Consider the following 19,956-nt stretch of genomic DNA (forward strand, 5'->3'; position numbering starts at 1 on the left):
GTATTTCTATTTGGATTGATTCTTACTCTCTTCGATCACGTCTTCGTAGACCTTTTTGATTTTGGCTGCTGCGTCGTTCCACTTGAGGTTGGTGACCTCTGCGAGGCCTTTCGAGGCGAACATTTTGGCCAGGGCCGGATACTCGATCAGGCCGTAGATGGCATCGGCCAGGGCATCGACATCCCAGTAGTCGACCTTGACGGCATAGTCGAGGACCTCGGCGACGCCGCTCTGTTTGGAGATGATGACGGGGACGTTCGAGCGCATGGCCTCCAGAGGCGAGATTCCGAAGGGCTCGGATACCGACGGCATGACATACACGTCGGAGAGCTGGAACATCTTGTGGACATCTTCTCCGCGGAGGAATCCTGTGAAGTGGAAACGGTCGGCGATTCCGAGCCGTGCGACCCGGCGGATGACGTGGTTCATCATGTCTCCGGATCCGGCCATGACGAATCGGACGTTGGGGAGGCGCTTGAGGACCTTGGCCGCGGCCTCGACGAAGTAGTCGGGTCCTTTCTGATAGGTGATACGGCCCAGGAAGGTGACGATCTTGTCCGAGACGCCGCGTTCGGGGACGGCGGTATCATTTTCCGCGAATCGCACGGCGTTGTGTACGGTGACGACCTTCTCCGCGGGGATTCCGTAACGGTTGATAACGATATTGCGGGTCAGGTTGGAGACTGCGATCACGCGGTCTGCAGCGCGCATTCCGTTCAACTCGATTGCGTGGACCTGGGTATTCACGTTTTCTCCGCTTCGGTCATACTCCGTTGCGTGCATGTGCACGACGAGGGGTTTTCCGGAGACACGTTTGGCGGCGATCCCGGCGTAGTAGGTGAGCCAGTCGTGAGCGTGGATTACATCGAACTGTCCTTCGAGGTCCTTCGCCACCTGTGCCGCCACGACGGCATAACGGGCGACCTCCTCCATCAGGTTGGCCCCGTACTTTCCCGAGAAGGTGTAGCGTTGCTTCCATGCGTCGGTCGTGGACCAGACGCGCTGTCCCGATTTGACGTATTTCTCGTGGTAGGATTCATACTCTTCGGGGGAGATGTAGGGGACCATGTTTGAGTCGATGTGTATGAACGACATCTTTTCGAGGATGTCATCGGCGCCGCTTCCGGTAGAGCCGTAGAGGGCCTCGACCTCGCTGGCATTGAGGACATGCGTGAACCGCTGGTCCTCATCGCCGTATGCGTGGGGTACGACAAAGGTTACGTCCACGCCGTTTCGCGCCAGTCCCCGGGTCATTCCGTAGCAGGCTGTTCCCAAACCACCCGCGATATGGGGAGGGAACTCCCATCCAAACATCAATACTTTCATGTCTTATTTAAATTTTGTCTTGTGTATCTTGTGTTTCGTCACATTGTCGTTCAACATCCTGTGCGGTCGTTGCTCCCGGCATCTCTTTTCACTTCAGCCTTCTCTCACGTGTCTGTTGCGCGTCTCCACGCCTTCCCCCCCCCTCTTTCTTGCGCCTCTTGCTGGCTCCTTTTGGCCCGTCCTCCCCAAGTGCTTAGCCTGGGGAGGAACGGGCCCGGGGTGTTGAACCGAGTTTTTGCTCTTATTTTGTTGCGGCCTTTTTCGCCGTGGCCTTTTTCGCCGTGGTTTTGGTCGCGGTTTTCTTTACGGCTTTTGTTTCGGCCTTCTTTTCGCTTTTGGCTTCCGCCTTTGCGGCTGTTTTGGCGGCTGGTTTCCGGGTCGATTTCTTCTTCGGGGTTTCGGCCTTGTCCGCCTTGCGCGCCTGGATCATGGCGTGGATGTCCAGTACGGAAGCGACGCTCCATGCCTGCGAGATAGCTCCGCGGGGCGCATAGGGGGGATCCGCATCGAAGAGTTCACCGATGGACCCGATTCCATAGGACTGGATGTCCTCTTCAAATCCTTCGAGGATCTCCTCGGCCTGGGGCAGGAAGGCATCTCCGTTGATGTCGAAGCAGGCCTGGACGTAGAACTCCAGGAGCCAGGGCCAAACGGAACCGTTCTTTCCTGCGAAATCGCGCTCTTCGGGCGTACCCTCCTGCGAACCCTTGTAGAGGGGGTTGCGGGGTGATAGGGTCCGTAGTCCCTTGGGGGTGAGGAGGTGCTGGCGGACGGTCTGGATGACTTCGAGCTGCGCCTGTTCGTCGAGCATCTTGTAGGGGAGCCCGCAGGCGATGATCATGTTGGGTCGGATCTCCTTGACGGGGCCTTCGAATCCCACGGAGTCGGCCAGATAACCTTCGGCGAGGTGGAAGAGCTCGTTGAAGGAGGCCTTTGTCTTTTCGGGGAGTTTCTCCCAGGCCTTGACGAACTTCTTGTCTCCGTTTTCAGCCGCGAGTTTCAGGGTGTAGCATACGGCATTGTACCAGAGCGCATTGACCTCCACCTGGTATCCGTTTCTCGGGGTTACGGGGAATCCTGCGATCACGGAGTTCATCCACGTCAGTGGCGTCCGTTCCGCGGAAGCCCAGATCAGTCCGTTGTCATTGAGGATGACCCGTCCTGCGACTCCCTGCTTGTATGATTCGAGGATCTGCTTCATGGCCTCGCCGTATCGTTCCCAGATGGCCTGGGCTCCGATCTGCGCTTCGAGCTGCTGGAGGGTCCAGAAGAACCAGAGGGGCGTATCCGCGGCCGCGGCCGCGGAGAAGTCTCCGCAGAACATGCCGTTGCACATGTTGCGGACCTGGGTGTCGAGGGCATCGATGCAGTCCTCTTTGTGGTTCTGGCGGAGCGTGATTCCGGGCAGCGCGACAAAGGTCTGTCGTCCGGAAACCCCGTGCCAGGGGTATCCTGCGATCACCTCGGTACGGTTTCCGGGGCGGCGGATCAGGAACTGGCGGGCGGAGTGTTCGAGACAGCTGATGAAGTCGATCTTGTGCGTGCGTCGGGCGATGGAGCCCTGGAAGAGCTCCTCGATGGTCTTTGCGGATCCCATTTCGTCAAGCGACGCGGAGAAGATGATGCTTTCCCCCTTCTTGAGTTCGGTCTCGAAATATCCGGTCGTCATCAGGTCCTCGTATCCGTCATATCCGCGTGCGATGTCCTGGAGGTACTCGAAGTTGTAGTACCAGTCGGGAGCGGGCACGAACTCCGTATCGGGCTTGTTGGTCTGGAGATAGAGCCAGGGGAATGAGCTGTAGAGTCTGCATTTCACACCGTTTACGGCGGGATAGGAGTGGCCGTCGGCCTCCATGTTGGCATGGGTCAGGGCATGTTTGTCGCGGAACGCGAGGAACGGCCGGAGCCTGAGCCGGGTTTCGGAGTGAGCATCGACAAGCGTGTAACGAATCATGAGCTGGGTCCGCTTGTGGATCCAGAGCATCTCCTTTTTGAGGATTACGCCTCCCACGCGATAGGTAATGGTGGGGGTGGGGGTGTACTCGAAGTCGGTGATGTACTTGTGCCCCCGGGGTTCGTAAGTCCCCTTGAAGCGGTGGAGCGCCAGGTTGAATGTCTGGTCGTGCTGGATGATGGTTTCGTCGAGCGCCGACAGGAGGACATAGGTCCGGTCTGAGGTATCGATCGGGGATACGATCAATCCGTGATATCGGCGCGTATTGCAGCAGACGATAGTCGTGCTCATGTATCCGCCGATTCGGTCGGTAGCGAGCATTTCGCGCTGGAGGGAGTACTCCAGGTTCCCGAGTTCGCTTTTGTCGAAGGTTAATGCTGACATATGCTTAAAAAAATGCTATTCGACATTAAAGATATTCAAAAAATCGAAAAACAACAATAGGGTTGCTGAAAATCGATCATTTTTTTTCTCCCGTTTTTTGGTCGCAAAAAGAGTTTAAGCCCATTTTACAAGCGCGAAATCCATCCGGTGCGGGAGGTTCGGGTTTGAGGGATATATTCTCAATGCGACATCGAACGTTCCGGCCTCATCGGGGGTATAGTCGAGAGCGTAGGTCACCAGGCTTCCTTCGGTCTTTACCCGTTCGAGCTGAATGGTTTTCGTTACGTTGACGGACTGCCCTCCGACGATCTGGCGAGCGAGGACCATTTCGACTCCGATATCTTCGGGCCGGAGGTTTGCGATGTCCACGGTCACGGAGAATCGATACTTTTCACCGACGTATACGGCCTCCTTGTCGATCTTGACGCGCTGTACATCCACGGCGCGGACCTGATCCCATGCTGCGGAGACCTTTCGTTTCCAGGCCGCGATTTCGCGGGCCATCCGGTAGGCGTTGTCGGCCATCCGGCGTTTCCGTGCCGCGAGTTTGTTGTAGAAGCGCTCCTCGTAGTCGATCAGCATCCGGTTCGTGGTGAAGTTGGATGCGATGTCAGCGATACACCTCTTGATGGAAGCGATCCACTCGTGGGGGATGCTGTCCGTATCGCGGGCGTAATATTTCGGGGCGATCTGCTCCTCGATGGTATTGTAGATCATCTCGGCGTCGAGTTCGTCCTGGAAGTGCTGGTCCGTGAAGGTCCGTTCCATGGGGAGTGCCCAGCCGGCTCCCTCCTTGTATCCTTCGACCCACCATCCGTCGAGGACGGAGAACTGCATGACGCCGTTCATGACGCACTTTTCGCCCGAGGTGCCCGAAGCCTCCAGGGGCCGGGTGGGGGTATTGAGCCAGACGTCGACACCCTGTACCATGCGGCGGGCGAGTTCCATGTCGTAGTTCTGGAGGAAGAGGATCTTTCCCACGAACTGCGGCATGGCGGCCACTTCGACGATGCGTTTGATGAGGTCCTGGCCGGGCTTGTCGTTGGGGTGGGCCTTGCCCGCGAAGATGAACTGTACGGGGCGCTCCTTGTTGTTGACGATGGCGGCGAGGCGGTCGAGGTTCGTGAAGAGGAGGTATGCGCGCTTGTAGGTTGCGAACCGCCGTGCGAATCCGATGGTCAGGACGTCGGGGCGCAGCCCCTCGATGACCTGGAGCATCTGCTTCGGGGAGTCGAGGCGCACCTGTTTGGGGTCGCTGTAGCGTTTGCGGATGTGCTTGATGAGTCGGTTCTTAAGCTTCATGCGCTCCTCCCAGAGTTCGGCATCGGGGATATTGTGGACCTTCTGCCAGGCGGGAATATCATAGGTATGTCCTTCGAATCCGTCGGCAAAGTAGCGGGCGTAGAGCCGGCGCAGGGAGGTTGCGATCCAGGTTGGGAAGTGCACGCCGTTGGTGACGTACCCGATGTGGAGTTCGTTCTTGAAATATCCGGGCCACATGTTGCCGAGAATATCCTTCGAGACCTCTCCGTGGAGCCACGACACGCCGTTTACCTCCTGGGAGAGGTTGCAGGCGAGCACCGACATGGAGAATTTCTCGTTCGGGTCGTTGGGGTTCGTCTTTCCGAGGTTGATGTACTGTTCCCAGGTGATTCCGAGCACGTCGGGGTAGTGGGACATGTATTGGCGGATCATCGACTCGGGGAATGCGTCGTGTCCGGCCGGAACGGGGGTGTGGGTGGTGAAGAGCGACGACGAGCGGACGACCTCCAGGGCCTCCGAGAAGGAGAGCTTGCGGTGGTTGACCAGGTCGCGGATTCGCTCGATGCCGATGAATGCGGCATGGCCCTCGTTGCAGTGGTACACGTCGTGCTTGATTCCGAGTTTCCGGAGGGCACGGATACCGCCGATACCGAGCAGGATCTCCTGCTTGAGCCGGTTCTCCCAGTCGCCGCCGTAGAGGTAGTGGGTCACCTGACGGTCCTCTTCGAGATTGTCCTCGATGTCGGCGTCGAGCAGGTAGAGGTCGGTACGGCCGACCTGGCATTTCCAGATGCGGGCCAGGAGCGTACGTCCGGGGAATGCGATGGATACGGTCATCCAGTTTCCGGCCTCGTCGCGCACGGGCGAGATGGGGAGTTTGTAGAAGTTCTGGGCTTCGTAGGTTGCCTCCTGTGCGCCCTGCGAGGAGAGCCGCTGGGTGAAGTATCCGTAGCGGTAGAGCAGTCCTACGGCAACCATCGGGACGTTGCGGTCCGAGGCCTCCTTGAGGTAGTCACCGGCGAGGATTCCGAGGCCTCCGGAGTAGATTTTCAGCGAGGAGTGCAGTCCGTACTCCATCGAGAAGTAGGAGATCGTGGTGGCCTTGGGGTCGGGCTTCTCGTTCATGTAGTCGCGGAACTGGGTGTGTACGGCATCCAGTATGGCGAGGAAGTTCGTATCCTTTTCGAGTTCGCGCATCCGCTCGACGCTGAGTTTGTCGAGGAATGCGATGGGGTTGCTTTCGCATTCGGCCCAGAGCGCGGGGTCGATGCCCTCGAAGAGGTCGCGGGCTCCGGGGTTCCAGCACCACCAGAGGTTTCGGGAGAGCTCCTCCAGGGCGTGGAGGCGTTTGGGGAGGGTCTTGTCGACCATCATGCGGCTCCAGTTCGGTTTTTCGACGAAGAGCTGCTGGCGGACGAAGTTGATCTGTTCGGTTTTGGCGCCTCCGTCGTCGAGTATGGCGCGGTTGGTGCGGACGATCGAGCTTTCGACGGCTTCGGAGTATGCCTGCTCGTAGGCTGCGAAGAGGTGTTCCCAGAGAGCGGTCATCGAGATTTCGAAGGCCGAGGTCCGGATTTCGTTGACGTGCTTCTCATCCAGGAGGCTGAAGTGCAGGAGGAATTCTGCGATTTTATTCTCGACTTCGGAGTCGTTGTAGTCGTCGCGGCGGATGACCTCGACCCCGGCGTGTTCGCGCTGCTTGTCGACCCAGAGGCCGAATCCGGCGAGGGTTGTGGTGACGGTCGGGACGGAGAAGGCCACGGACTCCAGCGGGGTGTATCCCCAGGGTTCGTAGTAGGAGGGGTATACCGTGAGGTCCATGCCGACGAGGAGCTCGTAGTAATCCTTGTTGAAGATCCCGTCTGCGCGGTTGAGGTACGTGGGGACGAAGATGACCTTTACTTTCGAACCGGGCTGTGTGAGGGGGCTCTCCTTGAGGGCGTTCACGATGGGGTCCCAGGTCTGGTTTTCCAGATAGTGGGTCGAGTATTTGTACTGTTTTTCGTCGATGGGGTTCGCGGGGTTTGCCAGGTGGGCCTGGAGGTCGACGCGGGGGCCGCGGTTCCCGGCCGGGACGGTGATGTACGCGAGGATTTCACGCTGGAGCTTGTCCGACTGGGCGAGGAGCTTGAGCGACTCGATGAAGACATCGATGCCCTTGTTGCGGAATTCGTAGCGTCCGCTGGTCCCGACGATGAGGGGATCTCCGTGGAATTTCTCGCCGAGGCAGGCTTCGGCGACGGAGATCATGGCTTTCCGGGCCTCGTCCCGTTTGGCGTAGTACTCGTCGCCGGACCAGACGAAGTCGTTTTCGAAACCGTTGGGGGTTATGGCATCGGGTTCGCGTCCGAGGAGGTATTTGCACTCGTTTGCGGTGATGTCGCTGACGGTAAGGAAGGCGTCGTGGTATGTCGCGGCCATCTTTTCGATGGAGTGCTTGGCCACGACGTTGAAGCGCCGGGCAAGTTCGTCGGCGTTGAATTTCGTGAGGTCGTTGTAGAGCGGGAGGCGGTTTCCGGCGATGCATCGGCCCATGACGGTCGCATGGGTGGTGAATACGGTGGCCACATAGGGGGAGTGGTTCCGCAGGTAGAGGCCTCCGGCCGCGGTCTGCCACTCATGGAAGTGAGCCACGGCCTTTTCGGTGGGGGTTCCGAAGGTGTTGGCGTAGGACGCGATCACGACGCCGGCGGCCCAGCCGAAGAGTACGGGTTCGACATAGTCCCACTGTCCGGAGATGGAGTCCACGTGATAGGATTCCCAAAGGCTTTTGAGAATTTCGTCCTTGCGGGGGATCAGCGAGGAGAAGTCGACGAGGAGGACTTTGGGTTCGCCCTTTATTTTCCAGTGTCCGGCGCGCACGCGGATACCTTCATTGTAGAGACCCTGTCTCCAGGCTTTCAGCAGATTGGGGTCCTCTTCGAATTCGGGGTTGACGCCTTCGTGGGAGAGGTCCGGTCCGATCAGGAGATATCGGTCTGCGAATTTTCGGGTTACGGTTTGTGCCTTGGTGGAGATGACGGTGTGGATTCCGCCCACCTTGTTGCATACCTCCCAGCTTACTTCGAACAGGAAATCGGGAGTGTGTTTAGCGTTGCTCATATACTTACTTAATCGCTTGTTTGTAATTCGTGACGAACGGATTTGAATCCGGCCGCAAAGGTAATACTTATATTTAGATAAAACAATTCCAATTTTAGTTTCTAAAAATATTTAAGAATAACTTAACATTTCTGTTTCACTTGGTTGCATCTTCGGTTACGTTTCGAAGAGCGCTTCGATCACGGCATCGGAGAGGAGCATTTTCGGGGCCGGAATGTTCAGACGCCGGTCGGAAAAGACTACGGTTCCTGATTGCAGCCAGGCGGAGGCCAGTTTTTTCAGTCGGTCGGTCCGTTCCGAACCGAAACGGGCTTCCGCGTCGCGGAGGTCGATCCCCTCGGCGGTTCGCAGCCGGGTCATGACATATTCGTTGAAGCGGTCGCGGTCGGAGAGGGTTTCGGTTTCGGGGGCTTCGCCGTTGATGTAGCGTTCGACGGATGCGACGTTCCAGTGTCGTTCCCGGCCGTCGAAGGAGTGGGCGGCGGGGCCGATTCCGAGGTATTTCGAGCCGTTCCAGTAGGCGGCGTTGTGGCGGGCGCGACATCCGGGGCGTGCGAAATTCGAGACCTCGTAGTGTTCGAATCCGGCTCGGGTGAGGGTTTCGTGTACGAGGGCGAATTCCGCCTCGCTGACCTCCTCGTCGACCGGGGCGAAGGTTCCGCGTTCCGCCCGGCGGCCGAAAGCGGTTCCGGGCTCGATGGTCAGGTGGTATGCCGAGATGTGCTCCACGCCGAGTTCGAGGGTGCGGTCGAGGGTCCTGCGGAGCGAGTCTCCGCCGAAACCGGGGATGCCGAAGATCAGGTCGACGGTGATGTTCTCGAATCCGGCATTCCGGGCATCCCGGACGGCCTGAAGGGCCTGTGCGGCGTTGTGTCGGCGGTTCATCAGGCGCAGGCAGTCGTCGTCGAAGGACTGGATGCCGATCGAGAGGCGGTCGATGCCGATGCGCCGGAGGGCGTCGAGGTATGGGGAGGTGAGGTCGTCGGGGTTGGCTTCGAGGGTGGTCTCCTCGACGTGTGAGCAGTCGAAGATCCGGGCGGCGTGCTCCAGCAGTCCGCCCAGGAGTTCGGGCGGGCAGAGCGAGGGGGTTCCGCCTCCGAAATAGCGGGTCCGGATCGGCTCCTGTCCCAAATATTCCCTGCGGTGCTCGAGTTCGCGGTGCATGGTGTCGGCGAGGGCGGGCATACGGGCTGTCCCGACCTCCTTGAAGAAGTCGCAATAGGCGCAGATGCGCTTGCAGAAGGGGATATGGAGGTAGAGTCCGGCCATAACATCCAAAGTTAATAAAAATAATCGGATCGGCTGAAATTTTTTTCGGAATGGAAGATTTTTCTTTTCGGGACTGTCATTTCGGAACCCCGGGGACGGGAATTCGGATTCCGGCCCGGTTTTCGCAGGGGTTGTTTCCAAAGGTTCCGGCGGGTGTTCCAGGGGAGCGGAGCGCTTTCGGAAGGGGCCCCGTGAAGCCCGGGGCGTGATAATAAAAAATTTTCGTAATTTTGACTGTTATTTTCTTCACAATTCTAAAAGTTTTTTTACCTTTGTGCCGTCCGGGTGTGTACTATTTTGGAATCTCCGGACGTTAGGTTACGGATTGAGGTTTAATTAAAAAATAAAAAGTTATGGACAAGATGGATCTGAGAAAGTACGGGATCACGGGTGTTACCGAGATCGTGTACAACCCCTCCTACGACGAACTGTTCCGTGAGGAGACGAAGAAGGGCCTTCGCGGCTACGAGAAGGGCCAGCTGACCGAGACGGGCGCCGTGAACGTCATGACGGGCGTCTACACGGGCCGTTCGCCCAAGGACAAGTTCTTCGTAATGGACGAGACCACGAAGGATACGATCTGGTGGACGTCGGACGAGTACAAGAACGACAACAAGCCCGTGACGAAGGCCGCCTGGAAGGAGCTGAAGAAGATTGCCGCCGAGGAGCTTTCGAACAAGAAACTCTACGTGGTCGACACGTTCTGCGGCGCGAACGAGAACTCGCGTCTGAAGATCCGCTTCATCATGGAGGTAGCCTGGCAGGCCCACTTCGTAAAGAACATGTTCATCCGTCCGACGGACGAGGAGCTGGAGAAGTACGGTGAGCCGGACTTCGTGGTTCTGAACGCTTCGAAGGCCAAGGTGAAGAACTACAAGAAGCTGGGTCTGAATTCGGAGACGGCCGTTGTGTTCAACCTGACGGAGAAGATGCAGGTGATCATCAATACGTGGTACGGCGGTGAGATGAAGAAGGGTATGTTCTCGTACATGAACTACCTGCTTCCGCTGAAGGGCATGGCTTCGATGCACTGCTCGGCGAACACGAACGAGAAGGGCGAGACGGCGATCTTCTTCGGACTGTCGGGCACGGGCAAGACGACGCTTTCGACGGACCCGAAGCGCCAGCTTATCGGCGACGACGAGCACGGCTGGGACGATGACGGCGTCTTCAACTTCGAGGGCGGCTGCTACGCCAAGGTGATCAACCTCTCGCAGGAGAACGAACCGGACATCTGGAACGCGATCCGCCGCAACGCGCTGCTGGAGAACGTGACGGTTGACAAGAAGGGCAAGATCGACTACGCCGACAAGTCGGTAACGGAGAACACCCGCGTATCGTACCCGATCTTCCACATCGAGAACATCGTAAAGCCGGTATCGAAGGCTCCGGCTGCCAAGAAGGTGATCTTCCTCTCGGCCGACGCATTCGGCGTGCTGCCTCCGGTGTCGATTCTGACTCCGGAACAGACGAAATACTACTTCCTGTCGGGCTTCACGGCCAAGCTGGCCGGAACGGAGCGCGGTATCACGGAGCCGACGCCGACCTTCTCGGCCTGCTTCGGAGCAGCCTTCCTGTCGCTGCACCCGACGAAGTACGGTGAGGAGCTGGTGAAGAAGATGGAGAAGTCGGGCGCCAAGGCTTACCTGGTGAACACGGGTTGGAACGGCACGGGCAAGCGTATCTCGATCAAGGATACGCGCGGCATTATCGACGCGATCCTCGACGGTTCGATCGACAAGGCTCCGACCAAGACGATGCCGATCTTCGACTTCGTGGTTCCGACGGAGCTGCCGGGTGTCGATTCGAAGATCCTGGATCCGCGCGACACCTATGCGAATGCCGCCGACTGGGATGTGAAGGCCAAGGATCTGGCTGGCCGCTTCATCAAGAACTTTGCGAAGTTCACGGGCAACGAGGCCGGCAAGGCGCTTGTTGCTGCCGGTCCGAAGCTCTAATCTTCGATACCGAAAATCTTGTGCGGGAGGTCGATGTCGGCCTCCCGCTTTTTGTGCGGTCGGGGACGACAAGAACCGGAAATTTTCGTAATTTTGGCGGAAACCGTTCCTGCCGGAATCTCCTTTTCGAGAATTACGCTATGATAAGAAAGTTGCAATTGCTGGTTGTTTTGTTGCTGTTTCTGCCGTTGGGCAGTGCGGCGCAGGAGCCTGCCGGGGTCTGGGAGGGCACCCTTTCGATGGATGCTGCCAGCCTGCGGCTCGTTTTCCGCATCGCGGCATCGCCCGACGGCTATACGGCGACGTTGGACAGCCCCGATCAGGGGGTGCGGGGAATCCCGGTCGATTCGGTCGCCTTCCGCGGCGGGGAGCTGACGTTCCGGATCGGGGCCCTGAACGCTTCGTTCCGCGGGAATCTGCTGCCGGGCGGGATGCTGATGGGGGAGTTTGTACAGTTCGGACGCTCTTCGATGCTGCTGTTTACGCGACGGGAGGCTCCGCGGCGCCCCCAAACCCCGCAGCCGCCCTTTCCGTATGCGACCCGGGAGGTGACCTTTCCGAGCCGGGCGGCGGGAGTGACGCTTGCGGGGACGCTGACACTTCCCGACTCGCTGCCGCTGCGGGCGGCGGTTGTGCTGGTGACGGGCAGCGGCCTGCAGAACCGCGACGAGGAGCTTTTCGACCATAAGCCGTTCTGGGTGATTGCCGATTACCTGACCCGCCGGGGCATTGCCGTGCTGCGTTACGACGATCGGGGCTTCGGCGCTTCGGAGGCGGAACAGCGGGCGCTGCTGGCGGATGCCACGACGGCGGATTTCGCGCTTGATGCCCTGGGAGCCGTCGACTGGTTGCGGGCGCAACCGGGTTTCGATGCGGTGCGGATCGGAATCCTCGGCCACAGCGAGGGCGGGACGATCGCCTTCCTGGCGGCTGCGGAGGAGCCTGCGGTGGCGTTTGTAGTGTCGCTGGCGGGCGGTTTGGTGCCGGGCGGCCGTCTGAGCCTGCTCCAGAACCGCCGGGCCATGGAGTTGCAGGGGCTGGATGCTCCGATGATCGATGTCTGCTGCCGTCTGATCGGGCGGTGCCACGCGATGCTGCGGGCGACACCACTGGCGGAACTGCCGGGGCGGTTGTCGGCGCTGAAGGCCGAACTTTCGGCCGATCCGGAGGTGCAGGCCCTGCCGGAGACGCTCCGCACGCATATCCTCCGCCTGCTGGACGGAGCTGCGGCGTCGCCGTGGGTGTACCATTTCCTGACGTTCGATCCTTCGGAAGCGATCCGCCGCACGGGCGACCGCCCCGTATTGGCCCTGAACGGGGCTTTGGACCGCCAGGTCGATGCCGGGGTGAATCTTGGGGCGGTCCGGCGGTTGCTCGGTGACTCGGAACTTCTCACGGTGAAGGAGTACCCGAGTTTGAACCATTTGTTCCAGCACTGTACGACGGGTGACGTTGCGGAGTACGAGACGATCGAAGAGACCTTTTCTCCCGCGGTGCTGGCCGATCTGGCGGCCTGGATCGGGTCGCTCAGGCCGCTTGGCGAGTAGGCGGGGCGGGGACCAACCGGAGGCGGGGTGCAGCCTTGCCTCCGCCTTTCCCGACGCTACTCCGTTTCCACCGCTCATTCTGTCGTCCGCCTTACCCCCCCCCTCTTCACGAAAAATCCGACCGCGGGCAAGCGGTCGGATTCTTTCGTAAAAGGCGGTTCGTGTCCGGGTCTCAGACGGTCATGATCTCCTTCTCCTTTTTGGCGAGGATTTCGTCCAGCGTCTTGGAGAATTTTTCGAGGAGTTTCTGCGACTGGTTTTCGCCGTCTTTCGATTCATCCTCGGGCATCCCCTCCTTCTGGGCCTTCTTGAAGGCGTCGACGGCATCGCGCCGGGCATTCCTCAGGCTGATGCGGGCGGTTTCGGCCTCACCGCGGACCTGTTTGACCAACTCCTTGCGGCGCTCCTCGGTCAGGGGCGGGATCGTGAGGCGGATGGTTTCGCCGTTGTTCGAGGGGGTGAGCCCGATGTTGGAGTCGAGGATGGCCTTTTCGATGGGGCGGAGCATCTTCTTGTCCCAGGGCTGGATCAGGATGGTCTTGGCGTCGGGGACGGTGACGCTGGCGGCACCCGATACGGGCACCTGCGAACCGAAATAGTCGACCATAACGCCGTTGAGGACATTGGGCGAGGCTTTTCCGGCGCGCACGTTGAGGAGTTCCTCTTCGAAATGGTCGATGGCCTTCTGCATCCGGGACGAAGCGTCGTTGAGAATAGTCTTGGTATCCATATTGCAAGTATCGGTTTGATTTATTGTCGTTTTCTCTCGGTCGGTGGATTATTCGGCCTTTTCGAGGGTAGCTTCGATGGTTTGGATCAGCTCCTTGAATTCCAGGTTGTCGAAACCTACGGTTGCCGTGACGACCCTGCCCTTGGCATCGATGAGGAAGTTGCGGGGGATGTAGTTCGATGCGAAGCGGTCATAGACGGTGCGTGTGGGGTCGAGTCCCATGGGGAATTCGTATCCGGTCTTTTCGCGGAATGCGGCGACGTCGGCCCGGCTCTCGCCGCGCGAGACGGGCAGGAAGACGAAAGGTTGTCCGGCGAACCGGTCGATGATCTCCTTTTGGACGTGTGTCAGCTCTTCGCGGCAGGGCGGGCACCATGTGGCCCAGAAGTTGAGCAGGACGACCTTTCCGCGGAGTTCGGCGAGCGAGACCGTGCTTCCGTCGAACATCTCGACGGTGAAGTCCGGGGCCATGTCTCCGGCCTTGACGAGTGTTGTGGCCTCGATTTCGTTTGTTTCGCGGGCGGGTTTGTTGTTCGTTTCGCGGGCGGGTTCATTGCCGGAGGGAAGCAGGGCGATGACGGCGATGATGACGACGATTAGCGCGATCATGATCCACAGCTGGCGGTTGCTTTTTCTGCGGGGTTTTCGGATGGGCATAGAATCAGTGTTTTACGAGGGTTCCGATGGGTTCGCCGGCGAGGACCCGTTCGAGGTTGCCGGGGGTATCCATGTCGAATACGATGATTTTGAGGCCGTTTTCGCGGCAGAGGGTGAAGGCCGTAAGGTCCATGACTTTCAGACGGCGGTCGAGTACCTCCTCGAAGGTGATTTCGGCGAATTTCGTGGCCGTGGGGTCCTTTTCTGGGTCGGCGGTGTAGACCCCGTCGACGCGGGTCCCCTTCAGCAGCACGTCGGCTTCGATCTCGATGCCGCGCAGCGCCGATGCGGAATCGGTGGTGAAGTAGGGGTTGGAGGTGCCTCCGCCGATGATGACGACGTATCCGGCCTGGAGGTACTCGATGGCGCGGGCCTTGGAGAAGTATTCTCCGATGGGTTCCATGCGGATCGAGGTGAGGACCTTGCACTTGACCCCGTTGTCTTCGAGTGCGGATTGCAGGGCCAGGGAGTTGATGATCGTGGCGAGCATTCCCATCTGGTCGCCCTTCACGCGGTCGAAGCCCTTTTTGGCTCCGGAGAGCCCGCGGAAGATGTTGCCTCCTCCGATGACGATTCCGATCTGGACGCCCGTAGCGGCCGCGGCCTTGATCTGTTCGGCGTAGGATTGCAGCACTTCGGGCGAGAGACCGTATTTCTGAGCACCCTGGAGCGATTCGCCGCTCAACTTCAGGAGTATCCGTTTGTATTTCATCGCGCGTATGATTTAACCGTTATGCGAAGATAGGAAAATTTTCGAAAAAATTCTCTATTATTTCGTATCTTTGTCTCCCAAATGTCGTGCGAAGATCATAAACTGCTGGACCGGATTTCGTCGCCGCGGGAGCTGAAGCAACTCACGCCGGAGGAGTTGCGCCGTTACTGCGACGAGTTGCGGCACTACATCATCGAGGAGTGTTCGGTGAATCCGGGGCACCTGGCATCGAGCCTCGGGACCGTGGAACTGGCTGCGGCTCTGCACTATGTCTACGATACGCCGGAGGACCGGATCGTCTGGGACGTCGGACACCAGACCTACGCCCACAAGATCATCACGGGACGCCGCGAAGCGTTTCGCACCAAACGGCAGTTGGGCGGGATCAGCGGTTTCCCGCGCATGTCCGAGAGCGAGTACGACGCTTTCGGGGGCGGTCATGCCTCGGTGTCGATCTCGGCGGCTTTCGGTATGGCCAAGGCGGCCGAACTGCGGGGCGAGAAATACCACGTCGTGGCTGTGATCGGCGACGGTTCGATGACCGGCGGCCTGGCCTTCGAGGGGCTGAACAACGCCGGAGCCTCGAAACGGACGAACCTGCTGGTGATTCTCAACGACAACAACATGGCCATCGACCAGGCCACGGGAGCGCTGAAAAACTACCTGCTGAAGATCTCCACGTCGGTGCACTACAACCGCTTCAAACAGCGGCTGTGGGACATCCTGTCGCATACGCCGCGGCTGTTGCGCCTCTGCCAGAAGGCGGGCAACGCCGTCAAACAGGGGCTGCTGAACAAGAGCAACTTCTTCGAGAGCCTCAATTTCCGCTACTTCGGACCGGTGGACGGCCACAACCTCAAGGAGTTGGTGCGGACACTTCGAGCGATGCGCGACATCGAGGGTCCGAAACTGCTGCACGTCTTGACGGTGAAGGGCAAAGGCTACCTGCCCGCCGAGCACGACCAGCCGGTATGGCACGCTCCCGGGCGCTTCAATCCCGATACGGGCGAGCGTATCGCACCCCCGGAGGGTCCGGCCCGCTACCAGGATGTCTTCGGCGAGACGCTGCTCGAACTGGCCCGGCGTGACAAGCGGGTCGTGGGCGTCACGCCCGCCATGCCGACAGGCTGTTCGATGAATATCCTCCTGCGCGAGATGCCCGACCGCTGTTTTGATGTCGGAATTGCCGAGGGGCACGCCGTGACCTTCTCGGCGGGACTCGCCGCCGCGGGGATGGTCCCCTTTTGCAACATCTACTCGACCTTCATGCAGCGCGCCTACGACAACGTGATTCACGACGTGGCGATCCAGGACCTTCCGGTGGTGATGTGCCTCGACCGGGGCGGGCTGGTCGGCGAGGACGGCGTCACCCACCACGGCGTCTTCGACATGGAGGCCTTCCGGGCCATCCCGGGACTGACGATCGCCGCTCCGATGAACGAACCCGAACTCCGCAACCTGATGTATACGGCACTCCAGTCCGGCCATCCCTTCATGATCCGCTATCCGCGCGGGTGCGGCGAAGGACTGCCGTGGCGCGGTGTGGCGTTCGAGGCGCTGCCGGTGGGCCGGGGACGGAAACTGCGCGAGGGGAGCGATGTGGCGCTGGTGACCGTCGGAACGGTCGGGAATGCCGCGGCCCGTGCGGCCGAACGCGCTGCGGCCGCGGGCGTCGAAGCGGCCCATTACGACCTGCGTTTCGTGAAACCCCTTGATGAGACGCTGCTCGACGAGGTGGGGCGCCGCTTCCGGCGGGTCGTCACCGTCGAGGACGGCTGTCTGTGCGGCGGGGTCGGCGAGGCCGTCACGGTCTTCTTCACCTCTCGCGGATACGACGTGCAGGTTACGCGCCTCGGCATCGGCGATGCGTGGGTCGAGCACGGAACTCCCGCGCAGTTGAGGGCCCTTTGCGGCTATGACGAGGAGGGAATCCTCCGGGCGCTGCTTTCAGCCCGCTTTCCGGGACCGTCGGCCGAACGGGAATAACTCTTTTTCCCTTGCTGTATATGCTGCTCCGAAGGGGTGAAAATCCCTGTCGGACGGATTTCCTGCGTGTTACATCGTGAACACCCAGTTGTCGTCGCGGCTCCGGGCCGCATCGAACTGGAATCCTTCCCATTCGAAGGTTTTCAGGGATTCGGGATCGTCGATCCGGCCTTTCAGCGCAAAACGTGCCATCTCGCCGCGGCACATCTTCGTATAGATGACGATGGTTTTCAGCCGGTCGCCTTCGTGGATCCGGAACTCCGGGGTGATGATCCGCACCTCGCGGGCGAGGCGCCGCCAGTCGAAAAGGCGTTTCATCTCGCCGCTGGCCAGATTCAGCAGCACGCCGTCGTCGGCCTGGATTTTGCGGATGAAACCGTCGGTGAGGCGTTGCCGCCAGAAGTCGAAACGTGTCTGCTCCTCCTCGCCCGGCAGGATGGTGTCGCCTTCGAGCCGGTAGGGTCGGATGGCGTCCAGCGGGCGGAGCAGCCCGTAGAGAAACGAGGTGATGTTCAGATGCTCCTGGGCATATTCGAAATCGTCGTCGGTGAAACTCCCCGGGTCGAGCCGCTTGAAGACGATTCCCGTGTAGGCCGCCAGGGCCGCCTGGCTCTCGGCGTCGTGGAACGAGGCGTAGCGGCGTCGGTTTTCAGCGGCGATCGTGCGGTTTACGCGCAGGATCCGGGCCAGGTCGTCGGCCGGAAGCGAGGCCAGGGCTGCGGCCGCCGCATCGGCTTCCCGCTGGAAGCGGGGTTCGGTGGTGCGGGGCGTGCGGATCGCGGTGTGGTCCGCCATCGTCTTGGCACAGGAGAGCAGGATTTGCATGGCGGTCCGGATTTTGCGGTTCGGAATCGGACGGCTGCTCAGGCGACGGAGCAGGAAATGCCCAGCGCCTCGACCCGGGCGGCAATGCGCTGCAACTCCTCGCGGGAGACCTTTTCGAGCGTCGGGCAGGGGGTGTCGCGGTCGAGCGAGTAGACCATCACCTGCCGCGGGCGGATTTCGGCGACGAGCCGCAGCCAGGCCGAGACCTCCTCTTCGGTGGTGTTGTCGATCGTCTCTCCGTGGCAGGTGCCGCGCAGGAACATCGTCTGCAGGATCATCCGCCCCTCGAAACGCTTCATCCGCTCGACGATGTCGCGGACCGCATAGGCGGGATTCTGCGGGTTGTCGATCCGCCGCACGGTGGCGTCGAAGGCCGAGTCGAGTTTCAGGATGTTGTTGTCTACGCGCAGCAGCGCCCGCCGGACCTCCTCGCGGTGGATCTGCGTGGCGTTCGACAGGACGGAGACCTTCGCTCCGGGACAGTAGCAGTCGCGCAGCGCCAGCGTGTCGTCGATCACCCCTTCGAAATCGGGGTGGAGGGTCGGTTCACCGTTCCCGGCAAAGGTGATGACATCGGGCGGCGTACCGGCTTCGGACATGCCTTTCAGGGCGGTTTCGAGGTGCGTGCGCACCTCCTCCCGGGCGTTGAAACGCCGCCCGCCGGGGTGCTCGGCATTCCAGCCGCACTCGCAGTAGATGCAGTCGAACGAGCAGAGTTTCGACTCGGTGGGCAGCAGGTTGACCCCGAGCGAAAGGCCCAGGCGCCGCGAATGCACCGGGCCGTAGATGATGTCGTGATACAAGGATGTCATACGGCAAAAGTAGCGAATTTTTTCGTACCTTTACAAAAATTGTTCTCCGATGAAACGAAAATTCGGTCTCTTGCCGCGCGTGGTGCTGGCCATCGTGCTGGGGGTTGTCTGCGGCTGTTTCCTGCCCGGATGGGCCGCCCGGGTGGCGTTGACGTTCAACGCCGTTTTCGGGCAGTTTCTGGAATTCGTCATACCGCTGCTGATCTTCGGACTGGTGGCTCCGGGGATCGCCGATCTCGGACGCAGTGCCGGGCGGCTGCTGGCCCTGACCGTAGCGCTGGCCTACGGCTTTACGCTGATCTCCGGATTCGGCACCTATTTCGTCGGAAAGGCCCTTTTCCCGTCGCTGCTTGCCGGGGCGGAGGTGGAGCTGCCCGAGGCCAGCGAGGCGCTGACGCCCTATTTCACCATCGAAATGCCGCCCGTCATGGGGGTGATGTCGGCACTCGTCCTGGCCTTCGTCCTCGGACTCGGCATGGCCTCGATCCGCTCCGTGACGCTGAAATCGGCTCTCGACGACTTCAAACGCATCATCGAACTGGTTGTCGTGCGGGTCATCATCCCGTTGCTACCCTTCTACATCTTCGGCATCTTCCTCTCGATCACGCAGTCGGGGCAAGTCGCCAGCGTCCTGGGCGTCTTCGTGAAGCTCATCGTGGTGATCTTCCTGCTGACGGTCGTGTTGTTGCTTTTCCAGTTCTCGGTGGCGGGGCTCGCGGCCCGGCGGAATCCGCTGCGGATGCTGCGCACGATGCTGGCGGCCTACGTCACGGCCCTCGGGACGCAATCCTCCGCGGCGACGATTCCCGTGACGCTCGAACGCACGCTGCGCCTCGGCGTGCGGCCCGAACTGGCGTCGTTCGTCATCCCGCTGTGTGCCACGATCCACCTGTCGGGCTCGATGATGAAGATCACGGCCTGTGCCCTGGCCGTGGCGATGATTGCCGGACTGGAGTTGTCTGCGGAAACCTTTGCGGGTTTCATCCTGCTGCTGGCCGTGACGATGGTTGCGGCGCCGGGCGTGCCGGGCGGGGCCATCATGGCGGCCCTGGGGCTGCTGGAGTCGATGCTCGGGTTCGACGAGACGCTCTGCGGGCTGATGATTGCCACCTACATTGCCATGGACAGTTTCGGCACGGCAACCAATGTCACGGGCGACGGCGCCGTGGCTGTTATCGTCGACGCTATCGACCGGAAAAGGCGAAAAGAGAGATAAATACGTATAAATCTGCACTTCTGCATTCAACTAATTGATTGCCATATTATTACCTTATTGAACCCTATGTCCGGGTAACAACCAGGTAACAAAAATATCTAAATTCAAAGAATTTGTAAGGAATATAAGAACTTGATTTCTTGAATTTTACAGAACCCGATTCATCGCGAATCGGGTTTTTTATGTCGTGTTCCTAATCGAAATGAGATTCCGAT

General features: G+C 59.9%; 13 protein-coding genes. 4 read left to right on the plus strand and 9 right to left on the minus strand.

The genetic code is table 11. The features are described 5' to 3' along the window. Positions 1 to 6: 6 nt before the first annotated feature. The 4 genes from ABGT65_RS06235 to hemW all read right to left on the minus strand — a co-directional run bounded on the left by ABGT65_RS06235 (position 7) and on the right by hemW (position 9,298). Positions 7 to 1,326, minus strand: coding sequence for a glycosyltransferase family 4 protein (locus ABGT65_RS06235; protein ID WP_346700612.1), 1,320 nt, complete (start codon positions 1,324 to 1,326; stop codon positions 7 to 9). A gap of 241 nt (positions 1,327 to 1,567) precedes the next feature. After that, positions 1,568 to 3,664, minus strand: a complete 2,097-nt coding sequence (locus ABGT65_RS06240) for a glycogen debranching enzyme N-terminal domain-containing protein (RefSeq protein ID WP_346700614.1) — start codon at positions 3,662 to 3,664, stop codon at positions 1,568 to 1,570. Positions 3,665 to 3,778: 114 nt separating this feature from the next. Further along, positions 3,779 to 8,029: an alpha-glucan family phosphorylase gene (gene glgP, locus ABGT65_RS06245; RefSeq protein ID WP_346700616.1), complete on the minus strand. Its 4,251-nt coding sequence runs from the start codon at positions 8,027 to 8,029 to the stop codon at positions 3,779 to 3,781. A gap of 156 nt (positions 8,030 to 8,185) precedes the next feature. Next, positions 8,186 to 9,298, minus strand: coding sequence for a radical SAM family heme chaperone HemW (gene hemW, locus ABGT65_RS06250; protein ID WP_346700617.1), 1,113 nt, complete (start codon positions 9,296 to 9,298; stop codon positions 8,186 to 8,188). Positions 9,299 to 9,651: 353 nt separating this feature from the next. Between hemW and pckA the strand changes: the two genes are divergently transcribed. Together pckA and ABGT65_RS06260 are read left to right on the plus strand one after the other, a co-directional pair. Continuing rightward, the gene (gene pckA / locus ABGT65_RS06255; protein ID WP_346700619.1) at positions 9,652 to 11,256 is read left to right on the plus strand and encodes a phosphoenolpyruvate carboxykinase (ATP); all 1,605 of its coding nucleotides are present in this window, start codon (positions 9,652 to 9,654) and stop codon (positions 11,254 to 11,256) included. A gap of 140 nt (positions 11,257 to 11,396) precedes the next feature. Further along, positions 11,397 to 12,803 carry an alpha/beta fold hydrolase gene (locus ABGT65_RS06260; protein ID WP_346700621.1) on the plus strand — a complete coding sequence of 469 codons (1,407 nt, stop codon included), beginning with the start codon at positions 11,397 to 11,399 and terminating at the stop codon, positions 12,801 to 12,803. A gap of 172 nt (positions 12,804 to 12,975) precedes the next feature. On the opposite strand, the gene frr is transcribed toward ABGT65_RS06260, so the two are convergent. Genes frr through pyrH form a run of 3 tightly spaced genes read right to left on the minus strand, consistent with a single transcriptional unit; the run spans position 12,976 to position 14,902 of the window. Next, positions 12,976 to 13,533 (minus strand): ribosome recycling factor, encoded by a 558-nt coding sequence (frr, locus tag ABGT65_RS06265; protein WP_346700622.1) that lies wholly within the window; start codon positions 13,531 to 13,533, stop codon positions 12,976 to 12,978. Between the two features lie 48 nt (positions 13,534 to 13,581). Next, positions 13,582 to 14,190: a redoxin domain-containing protein gene (locus ABGT65_RS06270; RefSeq protein WP_346700624.1), complete on the minus strand. Its 609-nt coding sequence runs from the start codon at positions 14,188 to 14,190 to the stop codon at positions 13,582 to 13,584. A 4-nt stretch (positions 14,191 to 14,194) separates the two neighbouring features. Further along, positions 14,195 to 14,902, minus strand: a complete 708-nt coding sequence (pyrH, locus tag ABGT65_RS06275; RefSeq protein WP_346700626.1) for a UMP kinase — start codon at positions 14,900 to 14,902, stop codon at positions 14,195 to 14,197. 81 nt (positions 14,903 to 14,983) lie between these two features. Between pyrH and dxs the strand changes: the two genes are divergently transcribed. Further along, on the plus strand, positions 14,984 to 16,888 hold the full coding sequence (gene dxs / locus ABGT65_RS06280) for a 1-deoxy-D-xylulose-5-phosphate synthase (RefSeq protein ID WP_346700627.1): 1,905 nt from the start codon (positions 14,984 to 14,986) through the stop codon (positions 16,886 to 16,888). A gap of 69 nt (positions 16,889 to 16,957) precedes the next feature. Here the strand turns inward: dxs and ABGT65_RS06285 are convergent, their stop codons facing one another. Together ABGT65_RS06285 and ABGT65_RS06290 are read right to left on the minus strand one after the other, a co-directional pair. After that, entirely contained in the window at positions 16,958 to 17,713 is a 756-nt protein-coding gene (locus tag ABGT65_RS06285; protein ID WP_346700628.1) for a YaaA family protein, read from the minus strand. A 38-nt stretch (positions 17,714 to 17,751) separates the two neighbouring features. Continuing rightward, positions 17,752 to 18,525: a radical SAM protein gene (locus ABGT65_RS06290; RefSeq protein ID WP_346700630.1), complete on the minus strand. Its 774-nt coding sequence runs from the start codon at positions 18,523 to 18,525 to the stop codon at positions 17,752 to 17,754. Between the two features lie 49 nt (positions 18,526 to 18,574). On the opposite strand from ABGT65_RS06290, the gene ABGT65_RS06295 reads away from it, so the two are divergent. Beyond that, complete coding sequence (locus tag ABGT65_RS06295; protein WP_346700631.1) at positions 18,575 to 19,741, plus strand: dicarboxylate/amino acid:cation symporter; 1,167 nt, start codon at positions 18,575 to 18,577, stop codon at positions 19,739 to 19,741. Positions 19,742 to 19,956 lie beyond the last annotated feature (215 nt).

Origin of the sequence: uncultured Alistipes sp., assembly GCF_963931675.1 — a bacterium.
Taxonomy (GTDB): Bacteria; Bacteroidota; Bacteroidia; order Bacteroidales; family Rikenellaceae; genus Alistipes.